The organism is Cupriavidus sp. FW305-27 (assembly GCF_058787995.1).
In genome coordinates this window covers 72,234-97,069 of record NZ_JBYTAG010000018.1, presented here as the reverse complement: position 1 = coordinate 97,069, position 24,836 = coordinate 72,234, and the positions used below count along the sequence as shown (strand labels likewise).

24 protein-coding genes are annotated in these 24,836 nt (G+C 68.7%); 11 read left to right on the top strand and 13 right to left on the bottom strand.

What is annotated here, in order from left to right; all coding sequences use genetic code 11:
• Positions 1-392: 392 nt before the first annotated feature.
• Together glnE and rrtA are read left to right on the top strand one after the other, a co-directional pair.
• Positions 393-3,266, top strand: coding sequence for a bifunctional [glutamate--ammonia ligase]-adenylyl-L-tyrosine phosphorylase/[glutamate--ammonia-ligase] adenylyltransferase (gene glnE, locus AC3WRI_RS11540; RefSeq protein WP_454749368.1), 2,874 nt, complete (start codon positions 393-395; stop codon positions 3,264-3,266).
• Positions 3,256-3,894: a rhombosortase gene (gene rrtA / locus AC3WRI_RS11535; protein WP_492293344.1), complete on the top strand. Its 639-nt coding sequence runs from the start codon at positions 3,256-3,258 to the stop codon at positions 3,892-3,894. The genes glnE and rrtA overlap by 11 nt, the downstream gene beginning before the upstream one ends.
• Positions 3,895-3,912: 18 nt before the next feature.
• On the opposite strand, the gene mprA is transcribed toward rrtA, so the two are convergent.
• From mprA to AC3WRI_RS11515, 4 genes are all read right to left on the bottom strand, one after another.
• Positions 3,913-5,535, bottom strand: a complete 1,623-nt coding sequence (mprA, locus tag AC3WRI_RS11530) for an MprA protease, GlyGly-CTERM protein-sorting domain-containing form (RefSeq protein ID WP_011614895.1) — start codon at positions 5,533-5,535, stop codon at positions 3,913-3,915.
• A gap of 107 nt (positions 5,536-5,642) precedes the next feature.
• Positions 5,643-6,092, bottom strand: coding sequence for a hypothetical protein (locus AC3WRI_RS11525; protein WP_011614896.1), 450 nt, complete (start codon positions 6,090-6,092; stop codon positions 5,643-5,645).
• A 54-nt stretch (positions 6,093-6,146) separates the two neighbouring features.
• Positions 6,147-7,901: a DNA repair protein RecN gene (gene recN / locus AC3WRI_RS11520; RefSeq protein WP_011614897.1), complete on the bottom strand. Its 1,755-nt coding sequence runs from the start codon at positions 7,899-7,901 to the stop codon at positions 6,147-6,149.
• Between the two features lie 66 nt (positions 7,902-7,967).
• Positions 7,968-8,885, bottom strand: coding sequence for an NAD kinase (locus AC3WRI_RS11515; protein WP_011614898.1), 918 nt, complete (start codon positions 8,883-8,885; stop codon positions 7,968-7,970).
• A 102-nt stretch (positions 8,886-8,987) separates the two neighbouring features.
• On the opposite strand from AC3WRI_RS11515, the gene hrcA reads away from it, so the two are divergent.
• The 3 genes from hrcA (at position 8,988) to AC3WRI_RS11500 (ending at position 11,636) form a co-directional block, all read left to right on the top strand.
• Positions 8,988-10,022, top strand: coding sequence for a heat-inducible transcriptional repressor HrcA (gene hrcA, locus AC3WRI_RS11510; protein WP_010809051.1), 1,035 nt, complete (start codon positions 8,988-8,990; stop codon positions 10,020-10,022).
• A 106-nt stretch (positions 10,023-10,128) separates the two neighbouring features.
• Positions 10,129-11,244: a ferrochelatase gene (hemH, locus tag AC3WRI_RS11505; protein ID WP_010809050.1), complete on the top strand. Its 1,116-nt coding sequence runs from the start codon at positions 10,129-10,131 to the stop codon at positions 11,242-11,244.
• Positions 11,241-11,636 carry an RNA-binding S4 domain-containing protein gene (locus AC3WRI_RS11500; RefSeq protein ID WP_010809049.1) on the top strand — a complete coding sequence of 132 codons (396 nt, stop codon included), beginning with the start codon at positions 11,241-11,243 and terminating at the stop codon, positions 11,634-11,636. Before hemH ends, AC3WRI_RS11500 begins: the two co-directional genes overlap by 4 nt.
• A gap of 68 nt (positions 11,637-11,704) precedes the next feature.
• On the opposite strand, the gene AC3WRI_RS11495 is transcribed toward AC3WRI_RS11500, so the two are convergent.
• Positions 11,705-11,878, bottom strand: a complete 174-nt coding sequence (locus AC3WRI_RS11495; RefSeq protein WP_010809048.1) for a hypothetical protein — start codon at positions 11,876-11,878, stop codon at positions 11,705-11,707.
• A gap of 275 nt (positions 11,879-12,153) precedes the next feature.
• Between AC3WRI_RS11495 and grpE the strand changes: the two genes are divergently transcribed.
• A complete protein-coding gene (grpE, locus tag AC3WRI_RS11490) occupies positions 12,154-12,714 on the top strand; it encodes a nucleotide exchange factor GrpE (protein ID WP_010809047.1) in 561 nt (186 codons plus the stop codon).
• Positions 12,715-12,802: 88 nt separating this feature from the next.
• Entirely contained in the window at positions 12,803-13,231 is a 429-nt protein-coding gene (locus AC3WRI_RS11485) for a thioredoxin family protein (protein WP_011614899.1), read from the top strand.
• Between the two features lie 6 nt (positions 13,232-13,237).
• Here AC3WRI_RS11485 and AC3WRI_RS11480 read toward each other — a convergent pair whose 3' ends face one another.
• Both AC3WRI_RS11480 and AC3WRI_RS11475 read right to left on the bottom strand, forming a co-directional pair.
• A complete protein-coding gene (locus tag AC3WRI_RS11480; RefSeq protein ID WP_011614900.1) occupies positions 13,238-14,530 on the bottom strand; it encodes a phospholipase A in 1,293 nt (430 codons plus the stop codon).
• A 133-nt stretch (positions 14,531-14,663) separates the two neighbouring features.
• Positions 14,664-15,095, bottom strand: a complete 432-nt coding sequence (locus AC3WRI_RS11475) for a DUF1841 family protein (RefSeq protein ID WP_010809044.1) — start codon at positions 15,093-15,095, stop codon at positions 14,664-14,666.
• A 101-nt stretch (positions 15,096-15,196) separates the two neighbouring features.
• Here AC3WRI_RS11475 and AC3WRI_RS11470 point away from each other — a divergent pair, with 101 nt between their 5' ends.
• Entirely contained in the window at positions 15,197-16,135 is a 939-nt protein-coding gene (locus AC3WRI_RS11470; protein ID WP_041687238.1) for a DMT family transporter, read from the top strand.
• A gap of 88 nt (positions 16,136-16,223) precedes the next feature.
• Positions 16,224-16,811, top strand: a complete 588-nt coding sequence (locus tag AC3WRI_RS11465; protein WP_010809042.1) for a malonic semialdehyde reductase — start codon at positions 16,224-16,226, stop codon at positions 16,809-16,811.
• Positions 16,812-16,879: 68 nt separating this feature from the next.
• On the opposite strand, the gene AC3WRI_RS11460 is transcribed toward AC3WRI_RS11465, so the two are convergent.
• From AC3WRI_RS11460 to AC3WRI_RS11450, 3 genes are read right to left on the bottom strand one after another with little or no spacing between them, the layout of a single operon-like run.
• The gene (locus AC3WRI_RS11460; protein WP_492293343.1) at positions 16,880-17,611 is read right to left on the bottom strand and encodes a Coq4 family protein; all 732 of its coding nucleotides are present in this window, start codon (positions 17,609-17,611) and stop codon (positions 16,880-16,882) included.
• Between the two features lie 17 nt (positions 17,612-17,628).
• Positions 17,629-18,612 (bottom strand): alpha/beta fold hydrolase, encoded by a 984-nt coding sequence (locus AC3WRI_RS11455; RefSeq protein WP_058696925.1) that lies wholly within the window; start codon positions 18,610-18,612, stop codon positions 17,629-17,631.
• Positions 18,609-20,177 (bottom strand): flavin-containing monooxygenase, encoded by a 1,569-nt coding sequence (locus AC3WRI_RS11450; RefSeq protein WP_492293342.1) that lies wholly within the window; start codon positions 20,175-20,177, stop codon positions 18,609-18,611. Before AC3WRI_RS11450 ends, AC3WRI_RS11455 begins: the two co-directional genes overlap by 4 nt.
• Positions 20,178-20,262: 85 nt before the next feature.
• Between AC3WRI_RS11450 and AC3WRI_RS11445 the strand changes: the two genes are divergently transcribed.
• Positions 20,263-20,889, top strand: a complete 627-nt coding sequence (locus tag AC3WRI_RS11445) for a TetR/AcrR family transcriptional regulator (RefSeq protein ID WP_010809038.1) — start codon at positions 20,263-20,265, stop codon at positions 20,887-20,889.
• 15 nt (positions 20,890-20,904) lie between these two features.
• Here the strand turns inward: AC3WRI_RS11445 and nth are convergent, their stop codons facing one another.
• Positions 20,905-21,549 (bottom strand): endonuclease III, encoded by a 645-nt coding sequence (gene nth, locus AC3WRI_RS11440; RefSeq protein WP_011614905.1) that lies wholly within the window; start codon positions 21,547-21,549, stop codon positions 20,905-20,907.
• Positions 21,546-22,355: an electron transport complex subunit RsxB gene (gene rsxB, locus AC3WRI_RS11435; RefSeq protein WP_492293345.1), complete on the bottom strand. Its 810-nt coding sequence runs from the start codon at positions 22,353-22,355 to the stop codon at positions 21,546-21,548. The genes nth and rsxB overlap by 4 nt, the downstream gene beginning before the upstream one ends.
• 296 nt (positions 22,356-22,651) lie before the next feature.
• Here rsxB and AC3WRI_RS11430 point away from each other — a divergent pair, with 296 nt between their 5' ends.
• Positions 22,652-23,287 carry a TetR/AcrR family transcriptional regulator gene (locus tag AC3WRI_RS11430; RefSeq protein ID WP_010809035.1) on the top strand — a complete coding sequence of 212 codons (636 nt, stop codon included), beginning with the start codon at positions 22,652-22,654 and terminating at the stop codon, positions 23,285-23,287.
• Between the two features lie 52 nt (positions 23,288-23,339).
• On the opposite strand, the gene AC3WRI_RS11425 is transcribed toward AC3WRI_RS11430, so the two are convergent.
• Complete coding sequence (locus AC3WRI_RS11425) at positions 23,340-24,599, bottom strand: polyhydroxyalkanoate depolymerase (RefSeq protein WP_010809034.1); 1,260 nt, start codon at positions 24,597-24,599, stop codon at positions 23,340-23,342.
• Positions 24,600-24,836 lie beyond the last annotated feature (237 nt).

Here is a 24,836-nt window from a genome sequence, read left to right as displayed (position 1 = left end):
GGTGGAGGCGGCGTCCTGCCCGCCCGCGCCGCCATTGGGGGGGGAACCATCAGCGGGTTGTGGGGCGCGGCTGGACATGCGCAGATTATCCGACAATACTAGCCGCTCTCCAATCTGGTGCCCGGCCGGCTGAAACAAGAACGCGCAAGCTGCGCGCACCCAAAGCGACAATAGCCACGATGGCGCGCCCGCTGCGCGGACAACAGGACGCGAGCAGGTGAACCGCGGGACCAACCACGGGCCGCACCTTTTCTCGCATTTCAAATACTGGAATGACTGCCTCTGAACCGACGAGTTCCGCCGCTGGCGACGCTGCTGACCAACATGGCGCGCGCGCCACACCGGATCCGGCCAATCCGGCGGACCCGCAGCCGGGGCCGGGCGCCGGCACCATGGCTGCCGGCGCCTTCGCCATCACCGCGGCGCAGGCGCTGCAGCCGGCTGACGAGGCTGGCCACGCGGGCGGCCACGTATTGTACTCGGCTGCGTATTCGCACTACGCGCGCCGCGTGGTGCAGGCCCGGCCGGATTTGCCGGCCATCCTGGCCGCCGCAGCCGCCCAGCCGCTGACGCGCGCCTGGATGCAGGCGCGGCTGCAGGCGCTGCACGAGCCCTCGGCCGATGCCGAGGAATCCGCCAAGCGCAGCCTGCGCCGTCTGCGCGCCGAAGTGATGTGCGCGGTGATCGAGCGCGACCTGCGCGGCCTGGCCACGCTGGGCGAGGTCACCGGCGCCATGACCGACCTGGCCGAGCTGGCGATCCAGCACGGCCTGGCGATGCTGGGCGACGACCTGGCCGCCACCTTCGGCCGCCCGGTCGGCGCCCAAAGCGGCGAGGTGCAGGAGTTGGTGGTGGTGGGCATGGGCAAGCTGGGCGGGCGCGAGCTCAATGTCTCGTCCGACATCGACCTGATCTTCCTCTATGACGAGGACGGCGAGACCCAGGGCGGCTCGCGCAGCCTGTCCAACCACGAGTACTTCATCCGTCTCGGCCGCCGGCTGATCAACCTGCTGGCCGAGGTGACCGCCGACGGCTATGTGTTCCGCGTCGACATGCGGCTGCGCCCCAACGGCGACGCCGGACCGCTGGCGTGCAGCCTTGGCATGCTGGAGGAATACCTGGTGGTGCAGGGGCGCGAGTGGGAGCGCTATGCCTGGATCAAGGGCCGCGTGGTGTCGGCGCTCGACACGCCGCACGCGCAGCGCACCGCCGGCCTGCTGGCGCGGCTGACCACGCCCTTCGTGTTCCGCCGCTACCTGGACTACGGCGTGATCGCCGCGATCCGCTCGCTGCACGCGCAGATCCGCAGCGAGGCCGCCAAGCGCAGCGGCGGGCTGGCGGGGCACGGCGTCAACCAGCGGTCGTTCAATATCAAGCTGGGCCGCGGCGGCATCCGCGAGATCGAGTTCATGGCGCAGGTGTTCCAGCTGATCCGCGGCGGCCAGGACCCGGCACTGCGCGTGCGCCCGACGCTGGAAGTGCTGGCGGTGGCGGTCGAGCGCGGGCTGCTTCCCGCCGGCCAGGCCGGGCAGCTCGGCGATGCCTACCGCTTCCTGCGCCAGCTCGAACACCGGCTGCAGTACCGCGACGACGCCCAGACCCACCACCTGCCGACTTCGCCCGACGAACAGCTGGCGGTGGCGCGGATGATGGGTTGCGACGACTGGCAGCAACTGCTGGCGCGCCTGGCGGCGCTGCAGGAGCCGGTGGCGCAGCAGTTCGAGGCCACCTTCTCGGATCCCGATGCCGCCCCGTGCGAAGCGCTGTGGCCGGGCATTGTGTTCGACGACAACGCCGCGCAAGCGCAGGACAACCCGGAACAGAAGCAGGACGACGCGGCCTGCGGCGATAACGCCGCGCCCTGCCAGCGCCTGCAGGCCGCCGGCTTTACCGACTGCACCGGGCTGCTGGACCGGCTGCGCGCGATCGCCTCGTCGCTGCGCTACCGCGCGCTGTCCGAGTCCAGCCGCGCGCGCTTCGACCAGCTGGTGAACCGCGCGCTCGACCTGGCCGCGCGCCAGGAAGATGCCGACAGCACCATCGCGCGCTTTATCGACTTCCTCGAGGCGATCAGCCGCCGCGCCTCCTACCTGTCGTTGCTGTCCGAATACCCGCAGGCGATGGACCGCGTCGCGCAGACGCTGCATGCCTCGCGCTGGGCCGCGGCCTACCTGACGCGGCATCCGCAGCTGCTGGACGAACTGCTCGACAGCGATGCGCTGGCCGGCGCGCCCGACTGGGCCGCCTTCCGCAAGCGCCTGCATGAGCGGCTGCTGGCCGCCGAAGGCCAGATCGAGCAGCAGATGGACATCCTGCGGCGCGAGCATCATGTCGAGACCTTCCGCGTGCTGCTGCAGGACCTGCAGGGCATGCTGACGGTGGAGCAGGTGGCCGACCGCCTGTCCGACCTGGCCGATGCCATGCTCGAGGCCACGCTGGAAACGGTCTGGCGCCAGCTGGCCACGCGCCACCGCGACACGCCGCGCTTCGCGGTGATCGCCTACGGCCGGCTGGGCGGCAAGGAACTGGGCTATGCCTCGGACCTGGACATCATCTTCCTGTACGACGATGACCATGAACGTGCGCCTGACGTCTACTCCGCGTATGCGCGCCGGCTGATCACCTGGCTGACCAGCCATACCGCCGCCGGTGCGCTGTTCGACGTCGACACTCGGCTGCGCCCCAACGGCGCGGCCGGCCTGCTGGTGACCAGCTTCGAGGCGTTCCGCCGCTACCAGCTGCGCGAAGGCGACAACACCGCCTGGGTGTGGGAACACCAGGCGCTGACGCGCGCGCGCTTCTGCGCCGGCGATGCCGCCATCGGCGACCGCTTCGAGGCGCTGCGCGGCGAGGTGCTGTGCCAGGACCGCGATGCCGCCGCGCTGCGCGACGAGATCGTGCAGATGCGCCGCAAGGTCGCCGAAGGCCATCCCAACCCGACCGACCTGTTCGACCTGAAGCACGATCGCGGCGGCATGGTCGATATCGAATTCACGGTGCAGTACCTGGTGCTGCTGCACAGCCGGGCGCACCCGCAGCTGACGCGCAACGCGGGCAATATCGCGCTGCTGCGCGCAGCGGGCGAGCTGGGCCTGATCGACGCCACGCTGGCACTGGCGGTGGGCGATGCCTACCGGCTGTTCCGCGCGCGCCAGCACCAGCTGCGGCTCGAGGGGCAGGCGCATGCGCGCGTCGCGCCCGAGTCGGTGGCGCAGCAGACCGGACAGGTGCGCGCGCTGTGGCAGGCCGTGTTCGGTGAGGCCTGACGCGGCAGTTCCGCCGGCACCCGCCGGCGCATCGTGGCCGGGGCTGCTGGCGGCGATCGCGCTGGTGTGGGCGCTGTCGGCCTGGTTCACCTTCATGCCGTGGTGGCATGCGCACGGCCTCTACCTGCGCGATGCGGTGCGGCTGGACGGCCAGTGGTGGCGCCTGGCCACCGCCATGTGGGTGCACCTGGACGGACACCACTGGCTGGCCGACGCGCTGGCCGCCACCGGCGTGCTTGCCATCGCCGCGCGCGTGGCGCGTGCGCGCACCCTGTTGCTGGTGCTGGTTGCCTGCGGCATCGGCGTGCAGGTGGTGCTGCTGCGCGTGCCGGCGATTGCATGGTATGGCGGGCTCTCAGGCGCCTTGCACGGGCTGGCCCTGTGGGGCGCGCTCGGGCTGTTGCGGGCATCGGGCCTGGCGCGCGTCACCGGCGTGCTGCTGTGCCTGGGCGTGCTGGCCAAGGTCTGGGTGGAACAGTCGTGGCTGGCGCCGGTGGTGTTCGATCCGGCCTGGGGTTTTGGCGTGGTGCGCGTCGCGCCCGCGGCCGGCGCCGTCGCCGGCCTGCTGTGCTGGGTCTTGCAGGAGTGGTGGCTGGCGCGGCGCCCGGCCCGCGGCGACGACGCCTGAACCGACCAGGCGCCGGGCTTACATGCGGCGCCGCAGCGCGAAGGCCAGCAGGCCGGACAGCGCCAGCAGCACCGCGGTCCAGGGCGCAACGGCGCCGCCGCCACCGCCACCACCGTTGCCCGAGGCCGGTGCCGGCGCAGCCTGCGCCGGTGGCATGCCCGCCGCGGCCGCCAGTGCGCCGTCGGCATCGAGCAGGCCGGCGCCGCAGACGCCCGGATTGGTGGTGCAATAGGTGCCGGACGGATGCGGGCGTGCCGAAGACTTCAGCGCCGCGGTGACCTGGGCCGGGGTCAGCGAGCCATTGACCGCGAACATCATGGCCACCACGCCCGAGACCATCGGTGCGGCGAAGCTGGTGCCCGCGGATGACGTCACCACATAGTTGCCCAGGCCAGTCTTGCCATCGTTGTTCAGGGTGCGAATGACCGAGGGCGCGGTCGTGCACTGCCCATTGACTACCTGCGAGTTGCCACACCCGCCGCCTGGCGCGCTGATCGCGACCTGCGGGCCGACATTGGCATAGCTGGCATTCTCGCCGTCGTTGGCATGCGCCGTGACCGCGATCACGCCGCTGCAGTCGCCCGGCGCCTCCACCGCGCCGCGCTCGTTGCCGGCGGCGGCCACCACCACCACGCCGCGCGCGTTCAGGTCGGTGACGGCCTGTTGCTCAATGCTGCTGCAGGTGCCGCCGCCGAGGCTGATATTGACCACGCGCGCCGGCGTCGGATTGGCCGGCACGTTGGGTACCGACAAGCCGCCGGCCCAGCGCATGGCATCGACGGTATCGGACAGCAGCGCGCCGCAGCGGCCCGAGACGCGCACCGGCAGGATGCGCGCGTTCCAGTCGACGCCCGCGATGTCCTGCGCGTTGTTGGTCAGCGCGCCCAGCACGCTGGCGACACGGGTGCCGTGCCAACTGTTGGGCTCGGTCGTCGGGGCCGGCGATCCACCCGGGCACGAGAAACCCGCTGTCACGTTGTCGCCGGCATCGGTGGCATCGGCGTCGCGGCCATCGCCGTCATTGGAAATGGTGCTGCTGCTGATGAAGTCGTAGCCAGGCAACACGCGCGCCGCCAGGTCGGGGTGCGGCAGGATGCCGGTGTCCACCACCGCGATCACCACGCCGCTGCTGCCGCGGCTGCGGTCCCACGCGCGCGGCAGGTTGACGCCGCCCACCGCCGTGCCGGTGCCCATCAGGTAAGGCTGGCGCGAGATGAACTCGGAATCGTTGGGCAGGGTGTCGTGCAGCTTCAGCCAGCGGTCGGGCACGGCATCGGCGATGCGCGGGTCCTGGCGCAGCCGGGCCGCCGCGCCTTCCGGGTCGGCTGCCAGTGCGTCGGGGACCTGCAGCAGTTGCAGGTTGCCGCCCATGGCGCGGCGCGCCGTGACGGCAATGCCGGTGCGCGCGCTCAGCTGCTTGAGCGCATCCGCCGCGGCTGCGGGCGTCTTGCTTGTGCCATCGGCGCCGTCACGCCAGCGCACGATGATCTGGCCGGTGTAGGCGGGTGCGGCATGGACGCCGGCAGCCAGTGCCGCGCTGGCCGGTATTGCGCCGCACACAGCGGCGGCGGCGATGACGATGGCCCGCCAGCGGCGGGCCACGGGGCTGCTACGGAAGTCGGACTGCGCGGGTTGCGGCATGCATACCTCCTGGGGCGTAGCGCGCGGGGGCTTGTTATGTAGCGAATACGATTCAGCGTCGTTGCGCAAGGGCGACCGAAGGCTTAAGAACCGTCCTGCAGTCGGGCTCAGCTCTGCGGCATGTCACGGCTGGTGGGAATGTTGCGGTTAGGCTTGAGCACGCGGTCGGGCTCGGCGGTCTCGATGCGGGGCGTGGCGCGCAGGGTTTCGACCGCCTGGTCGATGGTGGCATCCGCCGACGGCGAGATCGCGGTGACCAGCCAGACGCCGCCGGACATCGGGCGCTTGACCACATAGCGGATCGGGCCCTTGATCCCGGCCAGCAGCTTGCCGGCGTCCTCCGACAGGTTCACCGCGGGCGGCTTGAAGCGCACCATGATGTCGCCAAGGGAACGGTCATCGCTGATGCTGCCCGGCGGCGGGGCCGAGGACTTGGGCTGGGCCTGGCAGGCGGACAGCGCCAGCAGTGCGGCCGATGCGGCGGTGGCGATGGCCAGCACGGCGCGCAGCGATGCGCGCGGTCGTTGCCGGAGGCCGGCTTGCGCTTGGCGGGTCATGGTGAAGCTCCTGTCAGTGTATGGATTGGCGCACGTGCGGGGCGGGCGGGGCCGTCAGCCGGCGGCGCGGCGGCTGCGCCGGCCATCCTTGCCGCCCGCACCGCGCGCGGGCTGGCTGCCCTGGCCGCCGGCCATGCCTTGCGCCAGCATTTCTTCCGCATGTTGCAGCGTGGTGGCGGTGACAGTGGCGCCGCCCAGCATGCGCGCGGTCTCGACCACGCGCCCGGCGGGGTCCAGCACCCTGATGCGCGAGCGCGTGACCGAACCGTCGCCCGCATCGGTGGTTTCCTTGCTCACCAGCAGGTGCGTGCCGGCCTGCGCCGCCACTTGCGGCAGGTGCGTCACGCACAGCACCTGGCGCGCGCGGCCCAGCTCCTGCAGGCGCCGGCCGACCACCTCGGCCACCGCGCCGCCGATGCCGGTATCGACCTCGTCGAAGATCAGCGTGGGCGTGGGCGAGGCTTCGCTGGTGATCACCGAGATCGCCAGGCTGATGCGCGCCAGCTCGCCGCCGGAGGCCACCCGGGCCAGCGGCCGCGGGCTCACGCCGGCATGGCCGGCGACCAGGAATTCGACCTGCTCGAGCCCGTGGCTCTGGCCTTCGTCGAGCGCATTGAGCGCGGCGACAAAGCTGCCGCCGGCCATCGACAGGCCCTGCATGGCGTCGGTGACCGCGGCGGACAGCGCCTGCGCGGCCTGCTTGCGGGCGTGGCTGAGATGCTGCGCCAGGGTCAGATAGGCGGCCTTGGCCGCGGCCTCGCGCGCCATCACCTTGTTCAGGTCCTGCGCGGCCTGCAGGTCGTCCAGCTGCTGGCGGCGGGCCACCAGCTCGTCGGGCAGCTGCTCGGGCGGCAGGCGGTACTTGCGCGCGGTGGCGTGCAGCGCCTGCATGCGTTCGTCGACCGCCTGCAGCCGCTCGGGATCGAGTTCGAGCCGGTCGACATAGCGCGTGAGCGAGTGCGCGGCTTCCTCGGCCTGCATCTGCGCGGGCTCGAGCGCGGCCAGCACGTCGCGCAGCGCGCCATCGACATCGGCCAGCTGCTGCAGCTTGTGCACGATGGTATTCAGCGCCGACAGCACCGAGCCGTCGGCCTCGGACAGTGCGTCCAGCGCGGCGCGGCTGCCGTCGATCAGGCCGGCGGCATGCGACAGCCGGTTGTACTCGGACTGGATCTCTTCCCATTCGCCCGGCTGCGGGTTGAGCTTGTCCAGTTCGCCGACCTGCCATTCCAGCCGCTCGCGTTCGAGCTGCATCTCGCGCGACTGGTGTTCCACCGCCTCGCGCTGGCGCACGCAGGCACGCCAGGCGCGCCAGGCCTCGGCCACCGCGCCGGCCTGCTGGGTGAGGCCGGCGTGGGCGTCGAACAGCAGCCGCTGCGCATCGGGGCGCAGCAGCAGCTGGTGCGCGTGCTGGCCGTGGATGTCGACCAGCTGGTCGCCGACTTCGCGCAGCTGCGCCAGGGTGGCGGCGGCGCCGTTGATAAAGGCCTTGCTGCGGCCGCCGGCATCGACCGTGCGGCGCAGCAGCACGGTATGCACGCCGTCTTCCGCTTCGCTGTTGAGCTCGCGCTCGGCCAGCCAGGCATCCAGTGCCGGGTGGGTCGAGAAGGTGGCGCTGACGCTGGCGCGCGGGGCGCCTTCGCGCACCACGCCGGCATCGGCGCGTTCGCCCAGCACCAGCGCCAGGGCATCGATCAGGATGGATTTGCCGGCGCCGGTCTCGCCGGTGAAGACGGTGAAGCCAGTGGTGAAGTCCAGGTCGAGCGTATCGACGATGACGAAATCGCGGATGGACAGGCTGCGCAGCATCGTGGCGTGGAAGGTAGTCGGTCCGATGGGTTCGGGCTCAGGCTTGGAGGGCGGCTTGATACTGGCTCAGAGGCGGTTGTCCTCGGACGGGTATTCGTGCCAGTGCAGCTTCTTGCGCAGCGTGGCGTAGTAGTTGTAGCCGACCGGGTGCAGCAGGTTGATGGTCTTTTCGGAGCGCCGCACCACGATGCGGTCGCCCGGCAGCAGCGAGGTCAGCGACTGCATGTCGAAGTTGACGCTGGCGTCGCGCGCGCTGGCCACCTCGATGGTGACCTCGGCGTCGTGCGGCAGCACGATCGGGCGGTTGGACAGCGCGTGCGGGGCAATCGGCACCAGCACCACGCCCGACAGCGTCGGATGCAGGATCGGGCCGCCGGCGGACAGCGCGTAGGCGGTGGAGCCGGTGGTGGTCGACACGATCAGGCCGTCCGAGCGCTGGTTGTACATGAAGTGGCCGTCCACCGACACCGCCAGCTCGACCATGCCGGAGATGCCCGAGCGGTTCACCACCACGTCGTTCAGGGCCAGCGCGGAGAAGATGTTCATGTCGTCGCGCACCACGCGCGATTCCAGCAGCAGGCGGGTCTCGGCCTCATAGCGGCCGTCGAGCATGTCGGGCAGCACGGTGTGCGCGTCTTCCAGCGCGATGTCGGTCATGAAGCCCAGCCGCCCGTGGTTGACGCCGATCAATGGCACGTCATAGCCGGCGAGCTGGCGGGCGATGCCCAGCAGCGTGCCGTCGCCGCCCAGCACCACGGCCACGTCGGCCTGCCGGCCGATCTCCTCGGCGGACAGGGCAGGGTAGGCGGTCAGCCCGGTGGCGAGCGAGGTTTCGCGCTCGAACACCACGTCCTGCCCGTTGCGCAGGATATAAGAGGCGATCTCCTCCAGCGGCCCTTCGATGCCGGCAGTGGAGTACCGGCCCACCAGGGCGACGGTCTTGAACGAAGTGCGCACGGCGCTGGCTTTCGGGGGGGCGGACATGCGTGGATTAGACCATACCGCCATGACGCTTGTCAGCAGGCGCCAGCGAGCGGGCCAGGCCGGCCGCCAGAAGGTCCAAAACTTGCGTAAAATCGGGGCATCATGGATGAACGCTCCAAAACGCTGCTCAAGACCCTGATCGAGCGCTATATTGCCGAAGGGCAGCCGGTCGGTTCCCGCACCTTGTCGAAATACTCGGGGCTGGACCTGTCGCCTGCGACGATTCGCAATGTGATGTCCGATCTGGAGGAAATGGGCTTTATTGCCAGTCCGCACACCTCGGCCGGCCGTATCCCGACCCCGCGCGGCTACCGGCTGTTCGTCGATTCGATGCTGACGGCCAAGCCGCTGGAGCGCAACGCCGACCTGGCCGAGCTGACCGGCCAGATCCAGGACCAGCTCGGCGGCCAGCAGCTGGGGCCGCAGCGCATGATCACGGCGGCGGCGCGCACGCTGTCCAACCTGTCGCACTTTGCCGGCGTGGTGATGACGCCGCGCCGCGCGCAGGCGTTCCGGCAGATCGAATTCATGCGGCTGTCGGACAAGCGCATCCTGCTGATCATCGTCAGCCCCGAGGGCGACGTGCAGAACCGCATCATCCAGACCGAGCTGTCGTACACGCCGGCCCAGCTGATCGAGGCGGCCAACTTCTTCAACTCGCACTATGCCGGCATGAGCTTCGACGCGGTGCGCGGCCACCTGCGGGTGGAACTGCAGGACCTGCGCCGCGACATGTCGCAGCTGATGCAGGCCGCGGTCGAGGCCGGCAGCGTCGCCGAGGACGAGGACGACGACCACGTCTTCATCAGTGGCGAGCGCAAGCTGCTGGAAGTGGAAGACCTGGCCTCCAGCATGGACAAGCTGCGGCGCCTGTTCGACGTGTTCGAGCACAAGACCAGCCTGCTGCAGCTGCTGGACGTGTCCAGCCATGCGCAGGGTGTGCAGATCTTTATCGGCGGCGAAAGCCGGCTGGTGCCGATCGAAGACATGGCGGTCATCACCGCCCCGTACGAGGTCGACGGCCAGATCGTCGGCACGCTCGGCGTGATCGGCCCCACGCGCATGGCGTATGAGCGCGTGATCCCCATCGTCGACATCACCGCGCGCCTGCTGTCCAGCGCCCTGAGCCAGAACTAGTGCAAAGACTGGCTGGTCTGACAAGCGGCCCCATTCCTGCCGAGCGCGGCAATCGCCGGTGCGCCGCACCGGCGCCATCCCGGCACCGTGTCAACCCGGAAGCGACATGACGTTTTCTCCCGAACCGGCCTACCAGCACGGCCACGCGCCGCGCACGGCGATCCTGCTGGTCAACCTGGGCACCCCGGACGCTCCCACGCCCAAGGCGGTGGGGCGCTACCTGAAGGAGTTCCTGTCCGACCCGCGCGTGGTCGAGATCCCGCGCGCGGCCTGGCTGCCGCTGCTGCATGGGGTGATCCTGCCGCTGCGTTCGCGCGCCTCGGCGCTGAAATACGAATCGATCTGGCTGCGCGAGGCCCATATGACGGGCTCGCCGCTGCTGGTCTACAGCGAGCGCCAGGCCCATGCGCTGCAGCGGCTGATGAACCAGCACGGCCATGAGGTGACGGTCGCGTGCGCAATGCGCTACGGCAACCCGTCGATCGCCTCGGTGCTGGAGGCGCTGCGCCGGCAGGGCTGCGAGCAGGTGCTGGTGCTGCCGATGTATCCGCAATACTCCGGCACCACCACGGCCACGGCCTTCGACGAGGTGTTCCGGGTGCTGGGCCAGTGGCGCAACCAGCCCGAGCTGCGGCTGGTCAAGCATTTCCATGACCATCCGGCCTATATCTCGGCGCTGCACCAGCAGGTCGGCGCCTACTGGGCGCGCCACGGCATGCCGGACTTTGCCCGCGGCGACAAGCTGATCCTGTCGTTCCACGGTGTGCCGCGGCGTACGCTGGAGCTGGGTGACCCCTATCACTGCGAATGCCTGAAGACCGGCCGGCTGCTGGGCGAGGCGCTGGGCCTGCAGCCGGGCCAGTACCAGGTGACGTTCCAGTCTCGTTTCGGCAAGGCGGAATGGCTGCAGCCGTACACCGCGCCGACGCTGGCCGAGCTGGGCAAGGTCGGCGCGGGCCGGGTCGATGTCTTCTGTCCCGGCTTTCCGGCCGACTGCATCGAGACCCTGGAGGAAATCGCCATGGAAGGGCAGACCGAGTTCAAGGTCGCGGGCGGCAAGGATTTCCACTTCATCCCGTGCCTGAATGACGCCGATCCGTGGGTCGCGGCCATGGCCGAGATCGCGCTGCAGCACCTGCAGGGCTGGCCGCTGGCCACGCCGCATCCGCATGAACTGGAAGCACGGCGCACGCGCGCCCAGACCCGGGGAGCGGCGGCATGAATGTCGACTTTGAGCCGGATGCGCGCCAGCGCATCGACAAATGGCTGTGGTGCGCGCGCTTCTTCAAGACGCGCTCGCTCGCGGCCGAAGCGGTGGAGCGCAGCAAGGTGACCGTCAACGGCCAGCCATGCAAGAACTCACGCGAGGTGAAGCCCGGCGACATGGTGGTGCTGGAAGCGCACCAGCAGCGCTGGGAACTGGTGGTGAAAGGCATTGCCCCGGCGCGCGGGCCGGCGCCGGTGGCGCAGACGCTGTACGAGGAAAGTGCCGAAAGCCAGTCGCGCCGGCTGGCCGACGCCGAGCGCCGGCGCCTGCAGCCGGAGCCGTCCGCGCAGATCCAGGGGCGCCCGACCAAGCGGGACCGGCGCCGCATCGACCACCTGAAGAGCTGAAATGACAACGCGGCGGCACCGGGAAGCCCCCGCTGCCGCCGCGCGCTTGGACCAGGGTCAGGTGGCGCTTATTCCTGCGTGACTTCCTGGCTGACGATAGGGACGATGTAGTGCTTGAACACCGCCTTGCCGCTGCCATACTCCGTATCGCGCGGGGTGAATGCGCCGGAAAGGCAGATAAAGACGGTCATGACCGCCAATGCGGCCACAAGGCAGAGTGTCACGACTGGCAGCTTATGCATGGCCAACCTTCCGGAAGAGGCACAAAGATGAACCATCTCCACAACCCCCGGCATTTTTGTCATTTTTATTACTGGGAATCTTAGTGATTGCGATGCAGCAAAGCAATAAGGCGTCGATTGCATATGCCTGGCCTTTGTAACCGTGTGTTTCCGCGTCACGCCAGCGCCACTCTTGAAAACCTGCGCCTTGCCACCACCTGCACGGAACACGCGCCGATTTACCACCCGCGGCCAGGCCCATGGCGGGCCGCGACAATGCATTGATACGGATCGACATGGAAGAACAGAAGCAGACGCCAACCACCCAGACGCCTACGCCCGCTGGCGATGAGGCGGCCAACGCCAGCCAGGAGGCAGGCGCGCCGGAAACCGCTGCCGTGGACGACGTGGCGGCCCAGCTGGCCGCCCTGGAAGCCAAGGCGCGCGAGCATTACGACCTGTATATGCGCGCCGTTGCCGAGGGCGAGAACATCCGCCGCCGGGCGCAGGAAGATGTCGCCAAGGCGCACAAGTTCGCCATCGAGAACTTCGCCGACAACCTGCTGCCGGTGATGGACAGCCTGCAGGCCGCGCTGGCCGACGGCTCGGGCGATATCGCCAAGCTGCGCGAAGGCGTCGAGCTGACCGCGCGCCAGCTGGCCGCCGCCTTTGAGCGAGGCAAGATCGTTGAACTCAACCCGGTGGGCGAAAAATTTGACCCGCACCGCCACCAGGCCATCTCGATGGTGCCGGCGGACCAGGAACCCAATACCGTGGTGACCGTGCTCCAGCGCGGCTACACCATTGCCGAGCGCGTGCTGCGGCCGGCTCTGGTGACGGTGGCGGCACCGAAATAAGGCCGCCTGGGGCGGCGGCGTGCCGTCCTGGATCGCGACCTGACGCCCGGTGCCGGCTGGCCCGGGCGTTTGTCATTCTGGAGCGAGCATGACCACTGAACCAGGCGCTGGCCCGGCGACATTCCCGGCCCCCCACCTCGACCACCGCGCCTTCGAGGCATTCGGCATGCGCGAGGTCGATGACGGCAGCATCGACGCCGCCATCGCCGCTGCGGGCGATGCGCTGGTGTGCGTGTTCTTCTGGGGGGAGGACTGCTTCAACTGCGAGATGGCCAAGAAGGCCATGCTGGCCAACCCCGAACCGATCCGCGCGCTGGAACTGCGCTGGCTGCATGCCAACGTCTACGCGCATCCCGGGCTGGGCCGGCGCTTTGGCCTGCATGGCATCCCGGTGTTCATGTTCTTCCGGAACGGCAAGAAGCTGGGCCGCGCCACCGGCTGGCATGGCCACGGCCAGTTTGCCGCCGCGGTGGCCAATGCGCGGCTCAAGGCCAGCGGCAAGCCGCTGGCCGGCTGAGTGGGTTCAGCGGGACAGCGCGTAGCCGATGCGGAACTGCCACGGCAGCTTGTGGTTGTAGTCCAGCAGGCTCTCGCCATAGCCGACGAAGTAGCCCGCCATCAGGTAGCCCGCGGTGCCGGGGATCAGCCGCGCCATCGGGTAGGTCAGCTGCGCGTCGACGCTGCCGTACCACTTGCGCGTGCCCTTGCGCAGCGTGGCGGAGAACTCCCATGAGTCCGGGCGCCCGTAGGCAATGCCCAGGTCCATGAAACCGCGGTAGTGGGCGATGTCGGGGTTGTCGCCCTTTTCCACGTAGGCGTAGAGCTTGGGCGCGACGCGCCAGTGCCAGTCGTTCTGGTCGCCAAAGTAGAAGGTCGGCTTGACGAAGACCGTATTGATGCTGCGCGAGTCGTCGCCGTTGCGGCCATTGGATTCATGCTCCAGGCCGGCCGCCAGCGACAGCCGGCTGATGGCGTTGTTGCGCACGCCGGTATCCGACAGGTAATAGAACAGGCTGGGCCGGTAGTTGGTGTCGCGGAACGGCTTGGACTGCTCGGACAGGTCCCATAGCGAGAACTGGGTGTAGGCCACGTAGAGGTTGTCGAACAGACGCTTCGACGCCGGATCTTCGCCCTGGAAGAGGCGGTACTTGAAGCTCAGCTGGAACTTGGCGTTGGCCCCGTCATGCGCGCCGACCATGAAATACATCGGGTCATGGAACGATAGCCGGGCGCTGTCGCGCAGGTCGGCCGGAGCGGGTGCGGCAGCGTCGGCGGTGGTGACCGGGGTCACCGGTACGGCGGCTTCGGTGGCCGGCTCCAAGCCGTTCGCTGCCAGCGCCTTGCCGGCAACCGGCGGCTCAGCGGTGGCGGATTCACCGGGCCGCGGCAGGCGGTTCAGCGTCAACAGCACCGGCGCGGCGTCGATGCCGGTGGCATCCAGCCGCACCTGGCCGCGCAGGGCCGGCGGCAGCGCCACCGTGTAGCGGATCGCGCGGTGCTCGCCGCGGCGCAGGTTGACCACGGCCGGGCCCGAGACTTCGCGCCACAGCACCAGCCGCACCGGCGCCTGCAGGTCGCCCGAGGCGGTCACTTCGAGCGTGTCGGGAATACGGTAGCGGCGCGTGGCGTCGTCGGCGCTGACCACCAGCGTCAGCGTGAGCGGCTGGTTGCCGTCGATCACGCGCGGCGGCTGCAACAGCGCCACGCCGGCGTGGCCGGCGAGGGGGCAGGCCAGCATCAGCGACAGGCAGAGCGGGGCAACGGCGCGGCCGGCGGGCGCGAGCCGGCGCCGGCGGGGGAGGGTAATACGGGACATGGCTTGCGGGCACCGCGCCGCCATGTGACGGCAACGCGGCTAGGGAAAATGCGGACCCGCAAAGACTACCACGCACCCATCGGAGGGTTGTGACGAATTGTACGCTGCACTTGATGCGTGACGCGTACCGGACTTAGCGGTTGGCGCGGCGCTTGACGCAATCGACATAGTGGTCGCCGTCGGGCGGCTGGCCGGTGCGCTGTGCCTGCCACAGCATTTCGCCCAGGCATTCCATCACCTGGTGCTGCGCTTCGTGCGGGGAATCCAGGCGGCGTGCCAGCGCCTCATAGGCCTGGCGGATGCCGCGCGGCTGGTCGACCGAGACCTGCTCGGAGATCGACAGGTGCATCGACAGGTGCAGGAAGGGGTTGGTCTGGCCTTGCTCGGGTGTGTAGTCCTGCGACAGCGCACCTTCGGTGTCGCGCAGCAGGCCGTGGTACTCGGGGTGCTCGCCGATCCAGTCTACAGCGATGGCTTCCAGCGGGGTCAGCACGCCGCCTGTGAGCTGCTTCTGCCAGGCATCGCAGAAGAACCGGCGGACTTCTTCTCGTGAGGGATTAAACATGGTGGCGACATTGTAAACGAGGGCCGCGGCCCGCGCTGGCGGTCCGGTTGCTGCAGACGGCGCCAAGTAGAATGCGGGATCGCCGACTTCCCGCCCGCCCGATGACCGCTTCCGCCCAAACCGCCCCGGACCATGCCCGCGACAAGCTGGCCGGCGTGCTGCTGATCGCGCTGTCGGCCAGCGCCTTTGGCGCCATGGCGATCTTCGCGCGCTTTGCCTACGCGGCCGGCGCGGATGTCTACGGGCTGCTGCTGGTGCGCTTCGTGCTGGCCGCCGCGGCACTGGCCTGGGTGATGCGCACGCGCGGCATCGGCCTGCCGCCGTGGCGCCGCGTGCTGGCGCTGGCGGCGATGGGCGGCATCGGCTATGTCGGCCAGTCGTTCTGCTTCTTCAGCGCACTCAACCATGCGCAGGCCAGCCTGGTGGCGCTGCTGCTGTACCTGTACCCGCTGTTCGTGACGATCCTGGCGGCCATCTTCCTGAAGGAGCGGCTGACCACCGCCGCGGTGATCGCGCTGGTGCTGTGCTCGGTCGGCGCCGGCCTGACCGTCGGCGGCGGCGAGGGCTCGCCGCTGGGGATCGCGCTGGGGCTGGCGGCGGCGGTGATCTACTCGGTCTATATCATCGTCGGCGCGCGCGTGACCGCTGGCGTCAACCCGATTGCCACCACCACGGTGATCTGCACCGCGGCGGCGCTGGTCTACGGCGCCGTCGGCCTGCTGCGGATGGGGGCGGGCGCGCCGCCGCAGTTCCCGGCCACTGCCGGCGGCTGGCTGGCGCTGGCGGGCATCGCGCTGCTGTCGACGGTGCTGGCGATCCTGACCTTCTTCGCCGGCCTGCAGCGACTGGGCGCGGCGCAGGCGTCGATGCTGTCGACGCTGGAGCCGGTGGTCACCGTGTTGCTGGCGGCGCTGCTGCTGGGCGAGCATATCGGCACGGCGCAGGCCGTGGGCGGCGGGCTGATCCTGGCTGGCGTGCTGTGGCTGACCCGCAGGGGCAGTGCGCCGGCGCCGGCCCGCGCCGATATGCAAGGGAATTGAACGGGTTGCTCAAAGGCGCTGTCGTGGCGCGCACAAAGCGTTGGGTACAATCGCCCCTTCCCTCAAATCCCGTACAGGAAAGAAGCGCATGTCCCAGATCGACAACGCCGCGCTGGCGCAGCTGTTCACCGAAGCCCGCACGCACAACGTGTGGCAGGACCGCCACGTGGACGACGCCGTGCTGCACCAGATCTATGAAGCGATGAAGTTCGGCCCGACCGCTGCCAACAGCAGCCCGGCGCGCATCGTGTTCGTCAAGAGCGCTGCCGAGAAGGCGCGCCTGGTGGACTGCGTGTCGGCCGGCAACGTCGACAAGACCCGTTCGGCGCCGGTGACGGCCATCATCGCCTTCGACACCGCCTTCCACGACCAGCTGCCCAAGCTGTTCCCGCATGCCGACGCCCGTTCCTGGTACGCCGGCAACGACGAGAAGATCGCCCGCGACGCGCTGATGAACAGCTCGCTGCAAGGCGGCTACTTCATCCTGGCGGCGCGCGCGCTGGGCCTGGACTGCGGCCCGATGGGCGGCTTCGATGCCGACAAGGTCAACGCAGCCTTCTTCCCCGATGGCAAGTGGCAGGTCAACTTCCTGTGCAACCTGGGCTACGGCGAGGCCGACAAGCTGTTCCCGCGCGGCCCGCGCCTGTCGTTCGACGAAGCCTGCCGCATCGTCTGATCGCGCTGCGCACCATCAAAAACGCGACCCGGCCGTGGTCGCTTTTTTTTGGGGCACGCAGCAGCGCTTCAGGCCGTCCACTCCTGCAGGGGATCGGGATTGCAGGCCAGGTAGCGCTGGGGTTCGGCAATGCCAAGCCGGGCGCGGGCCGCGCCGATGGGTTCGTGCAGCAGCTTTTCATAGTCCTCGCCCAACAGCCAGCGGGCGCGCCGGCCCAGCCGGTAGCCCTCCAGCACGGCCCGCGCAAAGGCCAGCCTGCCGCTCACGCGCAGGCTTTTCAGCGACGCCGCGATGGCGATGAAGGCCCAGCCCTTGCCGCCGGTCTGCGCATAGCTGAATGCCACCAGTGCGGCTTCGCCAAGGCTTTCATCGGCCCGGTAGCCGGTGAGCACATGCCAGATGTCGTGGATGTCGCGGGTACGCCGGCCGAACCACATGTAGGCGTCCTCGATCAACGGTTCCTGGTCCAGGTTCGAGACCTTGGCCAGCCCGTCAGCGCTGTAGCCGGTCTGTTCCAGGAACACGCGATAGGCCGCGCCCACCGTGCCCGGTGCGAACCTGGCCACGTAGGCGGGATCGGACAGGCGCTCCGCCAGCTCGATGCGCTGGTAGACCATGCGCCGCCCGTCGGGCGTGCTCAGCAGCCGGTTGAAGTTGCGGGGCATGGACGGCCCGTTGAGCGCGCGCATGATGCGGAACACCTGCTCCGTGTCGTTGCCGTTCGCCATCAGCTTGCGAACGGCCTGGAACGCGGCGAAGACATTGTGCTTGTAGGGGTTGGAAGCGGTGGTGGTGGCCATGGGCGGGGCTCCGTGGATCAGGCGACCTGCGCCTGGGCCGGCGCGGGGACTTGCAGCCGGGCGGCGGCGTCGCGGACGAAATCGACGCTGGTGTCGATAGCGGTCACCGGCAGCATATGCCCGCCGCTGACCAATGTCAGCGTGGCGCCCGGAACCTTGGCGGCGAGCGCTTCGCCATGCTCGGCAAAATCCAGGATGCGGTCTTCGCGGCCGTAGAGGACACTGACCGGCACGCGCAGCGTGCCGTAGCGGTGCAGCAGCGCCGGCAGGCTCTGCGCGGCGCCGATCAGGTCTTCGGACGCGGCCAGGAAGTGGCGCGGCCGCAGCGCCAGCAGCCCGCCTCCGCGCGTCGGGAAGTCGTCCGGCACCGGGTCCGGGCCGAACACGATGTCCATCACGGCTTCGCGGCGCCGAATCGACATCGGCACCACCAGCGTCCATGCCATCAGCCGGCGCAGCCACGCGCTGGGCACGGTCATGGCCTGGAACACCGGCGAGATCGCCTTGGGCGGGTGCGTGAGCGGCGCGATCAGTGCCAGCCCGCCCACGCGCTCGGGGTGGTGGATGGCCAGTGCCAGCGCAATCGCGCCACCCAGCGAATGGCCCACCACCAGCGGACGCTCCAGGCCAAGCTTGTCGCACAGCGCGGCGAGCGCTGCGGCCTGCGCCGGCAGGTCCGCGGCGCTGCCCGGCGTGCGTATGGAGTGGCCCGCGCCGGGGCGGTCGACGGCGATCACGCGGAAATGCTCGGCAAGCGGCCCGATCATGCCGTAGCCAAAATTCTCAAGCTGGCCGGACAGGCCATGCACCAGCAGCACCGCCGGGCCCTGGCCGCGCTCCACCACGTGCAGCCGCGCGCCGGGCACGTCGACAAAGCGGCCGTGCGGCGGCATGGCGGCTTCGATGCGCCGCGCGGTGCGCCACGTGTACAGATACAGCGACGCGCCCAGCGCCAGGATCAGCCCGATCAGCACCGCGAAAACGGTCAGGACGATGGTCATGATTGCACCTCGCTGGCGGCAACGGCCGGCACCGTGTTGTTGTTGTCGGTGGTGTCCTGGCCGTCCCGGTGCGCCCGGTGTGCCAGGGGAGAGGGAGGCGGGACATCGAACTGCAACACGCCGTCTGCGATGCGCCCGTGCCGGATCGCCAGCAGGTCTTTCAGGTAGTTCTGGTGCACGCGCCATGGCTTGCGATGCCCTTGCCGGGGCAGCACGGTGGCGGCACGCTGCACGTAGCCGGAGGTGAAATCCAGGAACGGGGTCGGCTCAACGTCAGCCGGGGCGCGCGGCACGGCAATGCGGTGGGCGTGGCGATCCATATGACGCAGCAGGCGGCAGACGTACTCGGCCGTGAGGTCGGCCTTGAGCGTCCACGAGGCATTGGTGTACCCGAAGGCCAGCACGAGGTTGGGCACATCGCTCAGCATCATCCCCTTGTAGGCCAGGCATTCGGCGGGGCGGCGCGGCTGGCCGTCCACGGTGAGTGCAATGTCGCCCAGCATGTTCAGCTTGAGGCCGGTGGCCACCACCACGACATCCGCGGCCAGCTTCTTGCCGCTGGCCAGCACGATGCCGTTCTCGGTGAACCGGTCGATGGTGTCGGTCACCACCGATGCGCGCCCGTCGCGGATCGCGCGGAACAGGTCGCCGTCGGGCACCAGGCACAGGCGCTGGTCCCAGGGCCGGTAGCGGGGCGTGAAGTGGGTGCCGACGTCATAGCCCGGCGCCAGTTGCGCTGCCGCCATGCCGATCAGGCGCTGCCTGACGCGGTCCGGCCGGCGCCGCGCCAGCTGGAAGAACATCATGCCCAGCAGCACGTTCTTCCAGCGCGTGGCGGCGTAGGCCAGCCGCTCCGGCAGCACGCGGCGCAGCTTGTGGGCGATGGCGTCCTCGCCGGGGCGCGTCACGATATAGGTGGGAGAGCGCTGCAGCATCGTCACGTGCGCGGCGCTTTTCGCCATGGCCGGCACCAGCGTGACCGCCGTGGCGCCGCTGCCGATCACCACCACGCGCTTGCCGGCATAGTCGAGCGATTCGTCCCAGAACTGCGGATGCACCATGCTGCCGCGGAATTGCGCTTCGCCTGCAAATTCGGGCCGGTGGCCCTCGGCATAGCTGTAATAGCCTGCGCACACATAGAGAAAGCGTGTGCGCAGGCGCAGCCGGCTGTGGTCCGCGCTGCGTTCGGCTTCGACCGTCCAGCAGGCTGCGGCGCTGTCCCATGCCGCGCTGATGACCCGATGGCCGAAGCGGATATGTGACGTGATGCCGGCCTCTTCGGCGGTTTCGCGGATGTAGGCGCGAATCGACGGCCCGTCGGCGATGGCCTTGGCGCCGCGCCAGGGCTTGAAGCGGTAGCCCAGCGTGTACATGTCCGAATCCGAGCGGATGCCCGGGTAGCGGAACAGGTCCCAGGTGCCGCCCATGGCCTCACGCGCCTCCAGGATGGCGTAGCGCTTGCCGGGGCAGCGCATTTGCAGCTGGCGCGCGGCGCCGATGCCGGACAGGCCGGCGCCTACGATCAGGACATCAAGGACTGCGTCATCGGGACTTGAGGCGGTCATGGGGGGATCCGGGCGAGTGGCGCTTCTGACAACATAGATTGTCAGAAGCGATCCGGCAAGGAATCTGACAATAGGGAATGTCATAATGGCGCGCATGACGACCGAGCTCACCCCCGCGCGTCGCTACCGCGGCGCCGAAGCCGAAGAACGACGTGCCCAACGCCGTGTGCAGCTGATTGCCGCGGCCGTGCAGGTCTACGGCGAGCGCGGCTACCAGAACGCCACCGTCAAGGCCGTGTGCGAGGCCGCGGGCCTGACCGAACGGTATTTCTATGAGTCGTTCGCCAACAGCGAGGCCTTGCTGCTGGCATCGTTTCAAACGGTGACCCACCGCTTGCTGCACACCCTCGCCCTGGCGGGCGAGGGGGCCGGAGGCGAGGGCCAGCAACGCGCGCTGGCCATGCTGCGCGCCTATTTCGGGGCGCTGCGGCGCGAGCCGCGTTCAGCGCGGGTGTTCCTGGTGGAAATCCGCGGCGTCAGCAAGCTGGTCGACGGGGCGCTGGCGGATTCGCTGGATGAATTCGGCGGGCTGCTCGCGCAAGCGCTGCTGCCGCCGGGACGCAAGCTCGATCCGTTGCTGACGGCGGGGGTGGCGGGCGGGGTGGTCCACATCGCCCTGCGCTGGATCACGCACGGCTACGCGCCCGAGGTGGAGGTGGTCGCGCGCACCGCGCTACAGCTGGCCCTGGTGCTGGCGCACGAGCCGGACTAGGACACCAGGCCCGGGTTACAGCTGCGGCGCCGGCGTCTTTTCCCTGAACTCGCATAGCGGCTCGATCACGCAGTGCCAGCACTCTGGCTTGCGCGCCTTGCACACGTAGCGGCCGTGCAGGATCAGCCAGTGGTGGGCATCGTGCAGGAACTCATGCGGCACGCACTTGAGCAGCTTCTGCTCGACGATCTGCACGGTCTTGCCCGGCGCCAGCCCGGTGCGGTTCGCTACCCGGAATATATGCGTGTCCACCGCGATGGTGGGCTCGCCGAACGCGGTGTTGAGCACCACGTTGGCGGTCTTGCGGCCCACGCCCGGCAGCGCCTCCAGCGCTTCGCGCTCGGGCGGGACCTTGCCGCCGTGGCGCTCGACCAGGATGCGGCAGGTTTCGATCACATGCTTCGCCTTGGTCTTGTACAGCCCGATGGTCTTGATGTACTCGCTGAGGCCGGCTTCGCCCAGGTCCAGCATCTGGCGTGGGGTATGCGCTACCGGGAACAGCCGCCGCGTGGCCTTGTTGACGCCGACGTCGGTCGCCTGCGCCGACAGCAGCACGGCGATCAGCAGCTCGAACGGCGAGCTGTATTCCAGTTCGGTGGCCGGGGCAGGGTTGGTTTCGCGCAGCGTCTCAAAGATGGCACGGCACTTGGCGGCGTTCATTGTTTTTCTTCCGGGTCGGTATTGGCGTTCTGGTCGGATCCAGGCCTGGCAAGTCCCGCGCGCGCGCGCCGTGCTTCGGCGGCGTCGATCTGGGCCTGCACCGCAGCCGAGACGTTCTCCGTATTGCGCGGCTGCGCGGCCTGCTGCTTCTGCCGGGCGCGTTCGATGGCGGCCTGGATGATGGCGCGCTTGCGTTCCTGCGCGGCGCGCTCGGCATCGTTCTCCGGCGCTTCGGCTTGCACCGCGGCCAGCTTGGCGGCGGCCTTGGCGGCCAGGCGCGCGTCGTTTTCCTCGCGCTCGCGCACCAGCCGCGCATTGCGCGCCAGGTAGCGCGCGTGCGCGGCATCGGCCCTCGCCTGCGACCACGCGGCCCAGCCGGTGCGCGCGCCGGTGACCGGGACCATGTCGATGCAGTCGACCGGGCAGGGCGCCACGCACAGGTCGCAGCCGGTGCACCAGTCAGGGATCACCGTATGCATCTGCTTGGCGGCGCCGGCAATCGCATCGACCGGGCAGGCCTGGATGCAAAGCGTGCAGCCGATGCAAAGGCTCTCGTCGATGCGGGCCACCGCGCGCGGCTGTTCGCTGCCGCGCTCCGGGTCCAGCGGCAGTGGTTCGGTGCCGAGCGCCGCGGCCAGGCGCACGATTCCTTCCGCGCCGCCGGGCGGGCAGCGGTTGCAGGCGGCTTCGCCGCTGGCCATGGCTTCGGCGTAGGGGCGGCAGCCGTTGAAGCCGCATTTTGTGCACTGGGTCTGTGGCAGCAGCGCTTCGATGCGGTCGGCAAGGGACTTGACGGCGGGATTCACGACTACGGGCAGGAAATCAGGGGACAAGACAGGGGACCAAGGCCGGATCAGAACGGTCAAGACACGATATTTACGGGGCGCTGTGAGGGTTTGGCGACATAACAGCCGAACCCGGCGGCGGACAATAGGCCAGCGACCCTGCGGCATCGGGATCTCTGTGGACCCCTGCGAGCCATCGCGCCGCAAGGATTATCCCCGATTTCGCCGGCGGGCAGAAACGGCGATGATGCGCGCACCGCCGGATTGCCGCATTCCGGCCTATGCCATAATCCGCGCAACGATCGACCAGCCACCCCATGTCAACTGAGCCCAAGACCAAACGCGACCCGGAAGGGACGCGCCGACGCATCCTCGCTGCGGCCACCGAGGAATTCGCCAAGGGGGGTCTGGCCGGCGCCCGCGTCGACCAGATTGCCCGGCGCGCGGAAACCAACGAACGCATGCTGTACTACTACTACGGCAGCAAGGAAGGCCTGTTCCTGGCGGTGCTTGAGAAGCAATACGCTAATTTCCGCGCCGACGAGGAGCAGCTGCACCTGGTCGACGAAGACCCGGTCCAGGGCGTGCGCACGCTGGCGCGTTTCGTCTGGGACTGGTATTACGAGCACCCGGAGTTCATCCGCCTGGTCAACAGCGAGAACCTGCACGAGGCCCGGCACCTGAAGAAGTCGGCGCAGCTGCAGCAGCTGATCAACCCGGTGGTGGATGTGCTGGCCGACGTGATCCGGCGCGGGCAGGAACAAGGCGTGTTCCGCGACGATATCGACGTGCCGCAGTTCTACCTGACGATTTCCGCGCTGGGCTACTACGTGCTGTCCAACCGCTATACCATCAGTGCCGTGATCGGCCGCGACGTGGCCTCGCAGCAGGAGCATGAGCGCTTTGCCGAGCTGCACTCGGAAATGCTGCTCAGCTACCTGAAGAAGCACTGAGCATCCCGGCCCGGCCCCGCAAGAAGAAACGCCCGCAATCGCGGGCGTTTTCTTACCTGGTGGCCGAGGCCTGGTGGTACTTGCGGATAAAGTCGCGCAGCTGCGGGTAGATCTCTTCGCGCCAGCGCCGGCCCGAGAAGATGCCGTAGTGGCCGCAGTGTGCCGCGTTCAGGTGCTGCTTGCGGGTTTTCGGGATGCCGGCGCACAGGTCGTGCGCCGCGGCGGTCTGGCCCGCGCCCGAGATGTCGTCCAGTTCGCCCTCGACGGTCATCAGCGCGGTGCTCTTGATGTCCTGCGGCCGCACCGGATTGCCGTCGATGGCCCAGGTGCCGTTGGCCAGGCGGAATTCCTGGAACACCTCGCGGATGGTGTCGAGGTAGTACTCGGCGGCCATGTCGAGCACCGCGTTGTATTCGTCGTAGAAGCGCACGTGGGCTTCGGCGTCATCCGCATCGCCCTCGACCAGGCTCAGGTAGAAGTCATAGTGCGAGGAAAGGTGCCGGTCCGGGTTCATCGCCACGAAACCGGCATGCTGCAAAAAGCCCGGGTAGACGCGGCGGCCGTGGCCGGGGTAGTTGGCCGGCACGGTGTAGATGACGTTGTTCTCGAACCACTCGAACGACTTGTTGGTCGCCAGCGAGTTGACCGCGGTGGGGCTCTTGCGGGCGTCGATCGGGCCGCCCATCATGGTCATGGTGCGCGGCGTCTTCTCGCCGGCCGAGGCCATCAGCGAGATCGCGGCCAGCACCGGCACGGTGGGCTGGCATACCGAGATCACATGCAGGTTCTCGGCGCCGATATGGCGGATGAATTCCTGGATGTAGTAGATGTAGTCCGACAGGTGGAACGCGCCTTCCTCGACCGGCACCATGCGTGCGTCGATCCAGTCGGTGACGTAGACCTTGTGGTCCTGCAGCAGCGTGCGCACCGTGTCGCGCAGCAGCGTGGCATGGTGGCCCGACAGCGGCGCGGCCACCAGCACCACCGGCTCATCCTTGAGCAGCTTGATGGTCTCCGGGTCGTCGGCATAGCGCTTGAAGCGCACCAGCTTGCAGAACGGCTTTTCAAGCACGGTCTGCTCGACAATGGGGATGTCGCGCCCGTTGGAGCGCACCGACTTGATGTCGAATGCCGGCTTTTCGTATTCCTTGCCGAGCCGGTACAGCAGTTCATAGCCGGCAGCCAGGCGGGGTGCGCCGGGAACCAGCGAGAGCGGGCTGAGGGGGTTGGTGAAGGTCTTGGCGGTCGCCTGGGCCCACGCGGTCAGCGGGTGCAGGATCGAGCGCTGGAACTCATGCAATTGGTAGAGCATGCCTTTTCTGCCTGGGTCTAGCTAAGAGGTACGTACTACCAAGTACTAATGTACTGACAATACACCGGGGGATCGTGGCGCCGATTATGCCTTTAACCGAACGACCGTGCTAACGATCTTGCTCTGCAGCATATACCTTAAAGTACATCCGTTGCTGCGGAAAACAATAAGGTAAAAGGCTGATTTCTTGATGACATTGGCTGATAAATCGTAAACAAATGCAAAAAGCGGCCGAAG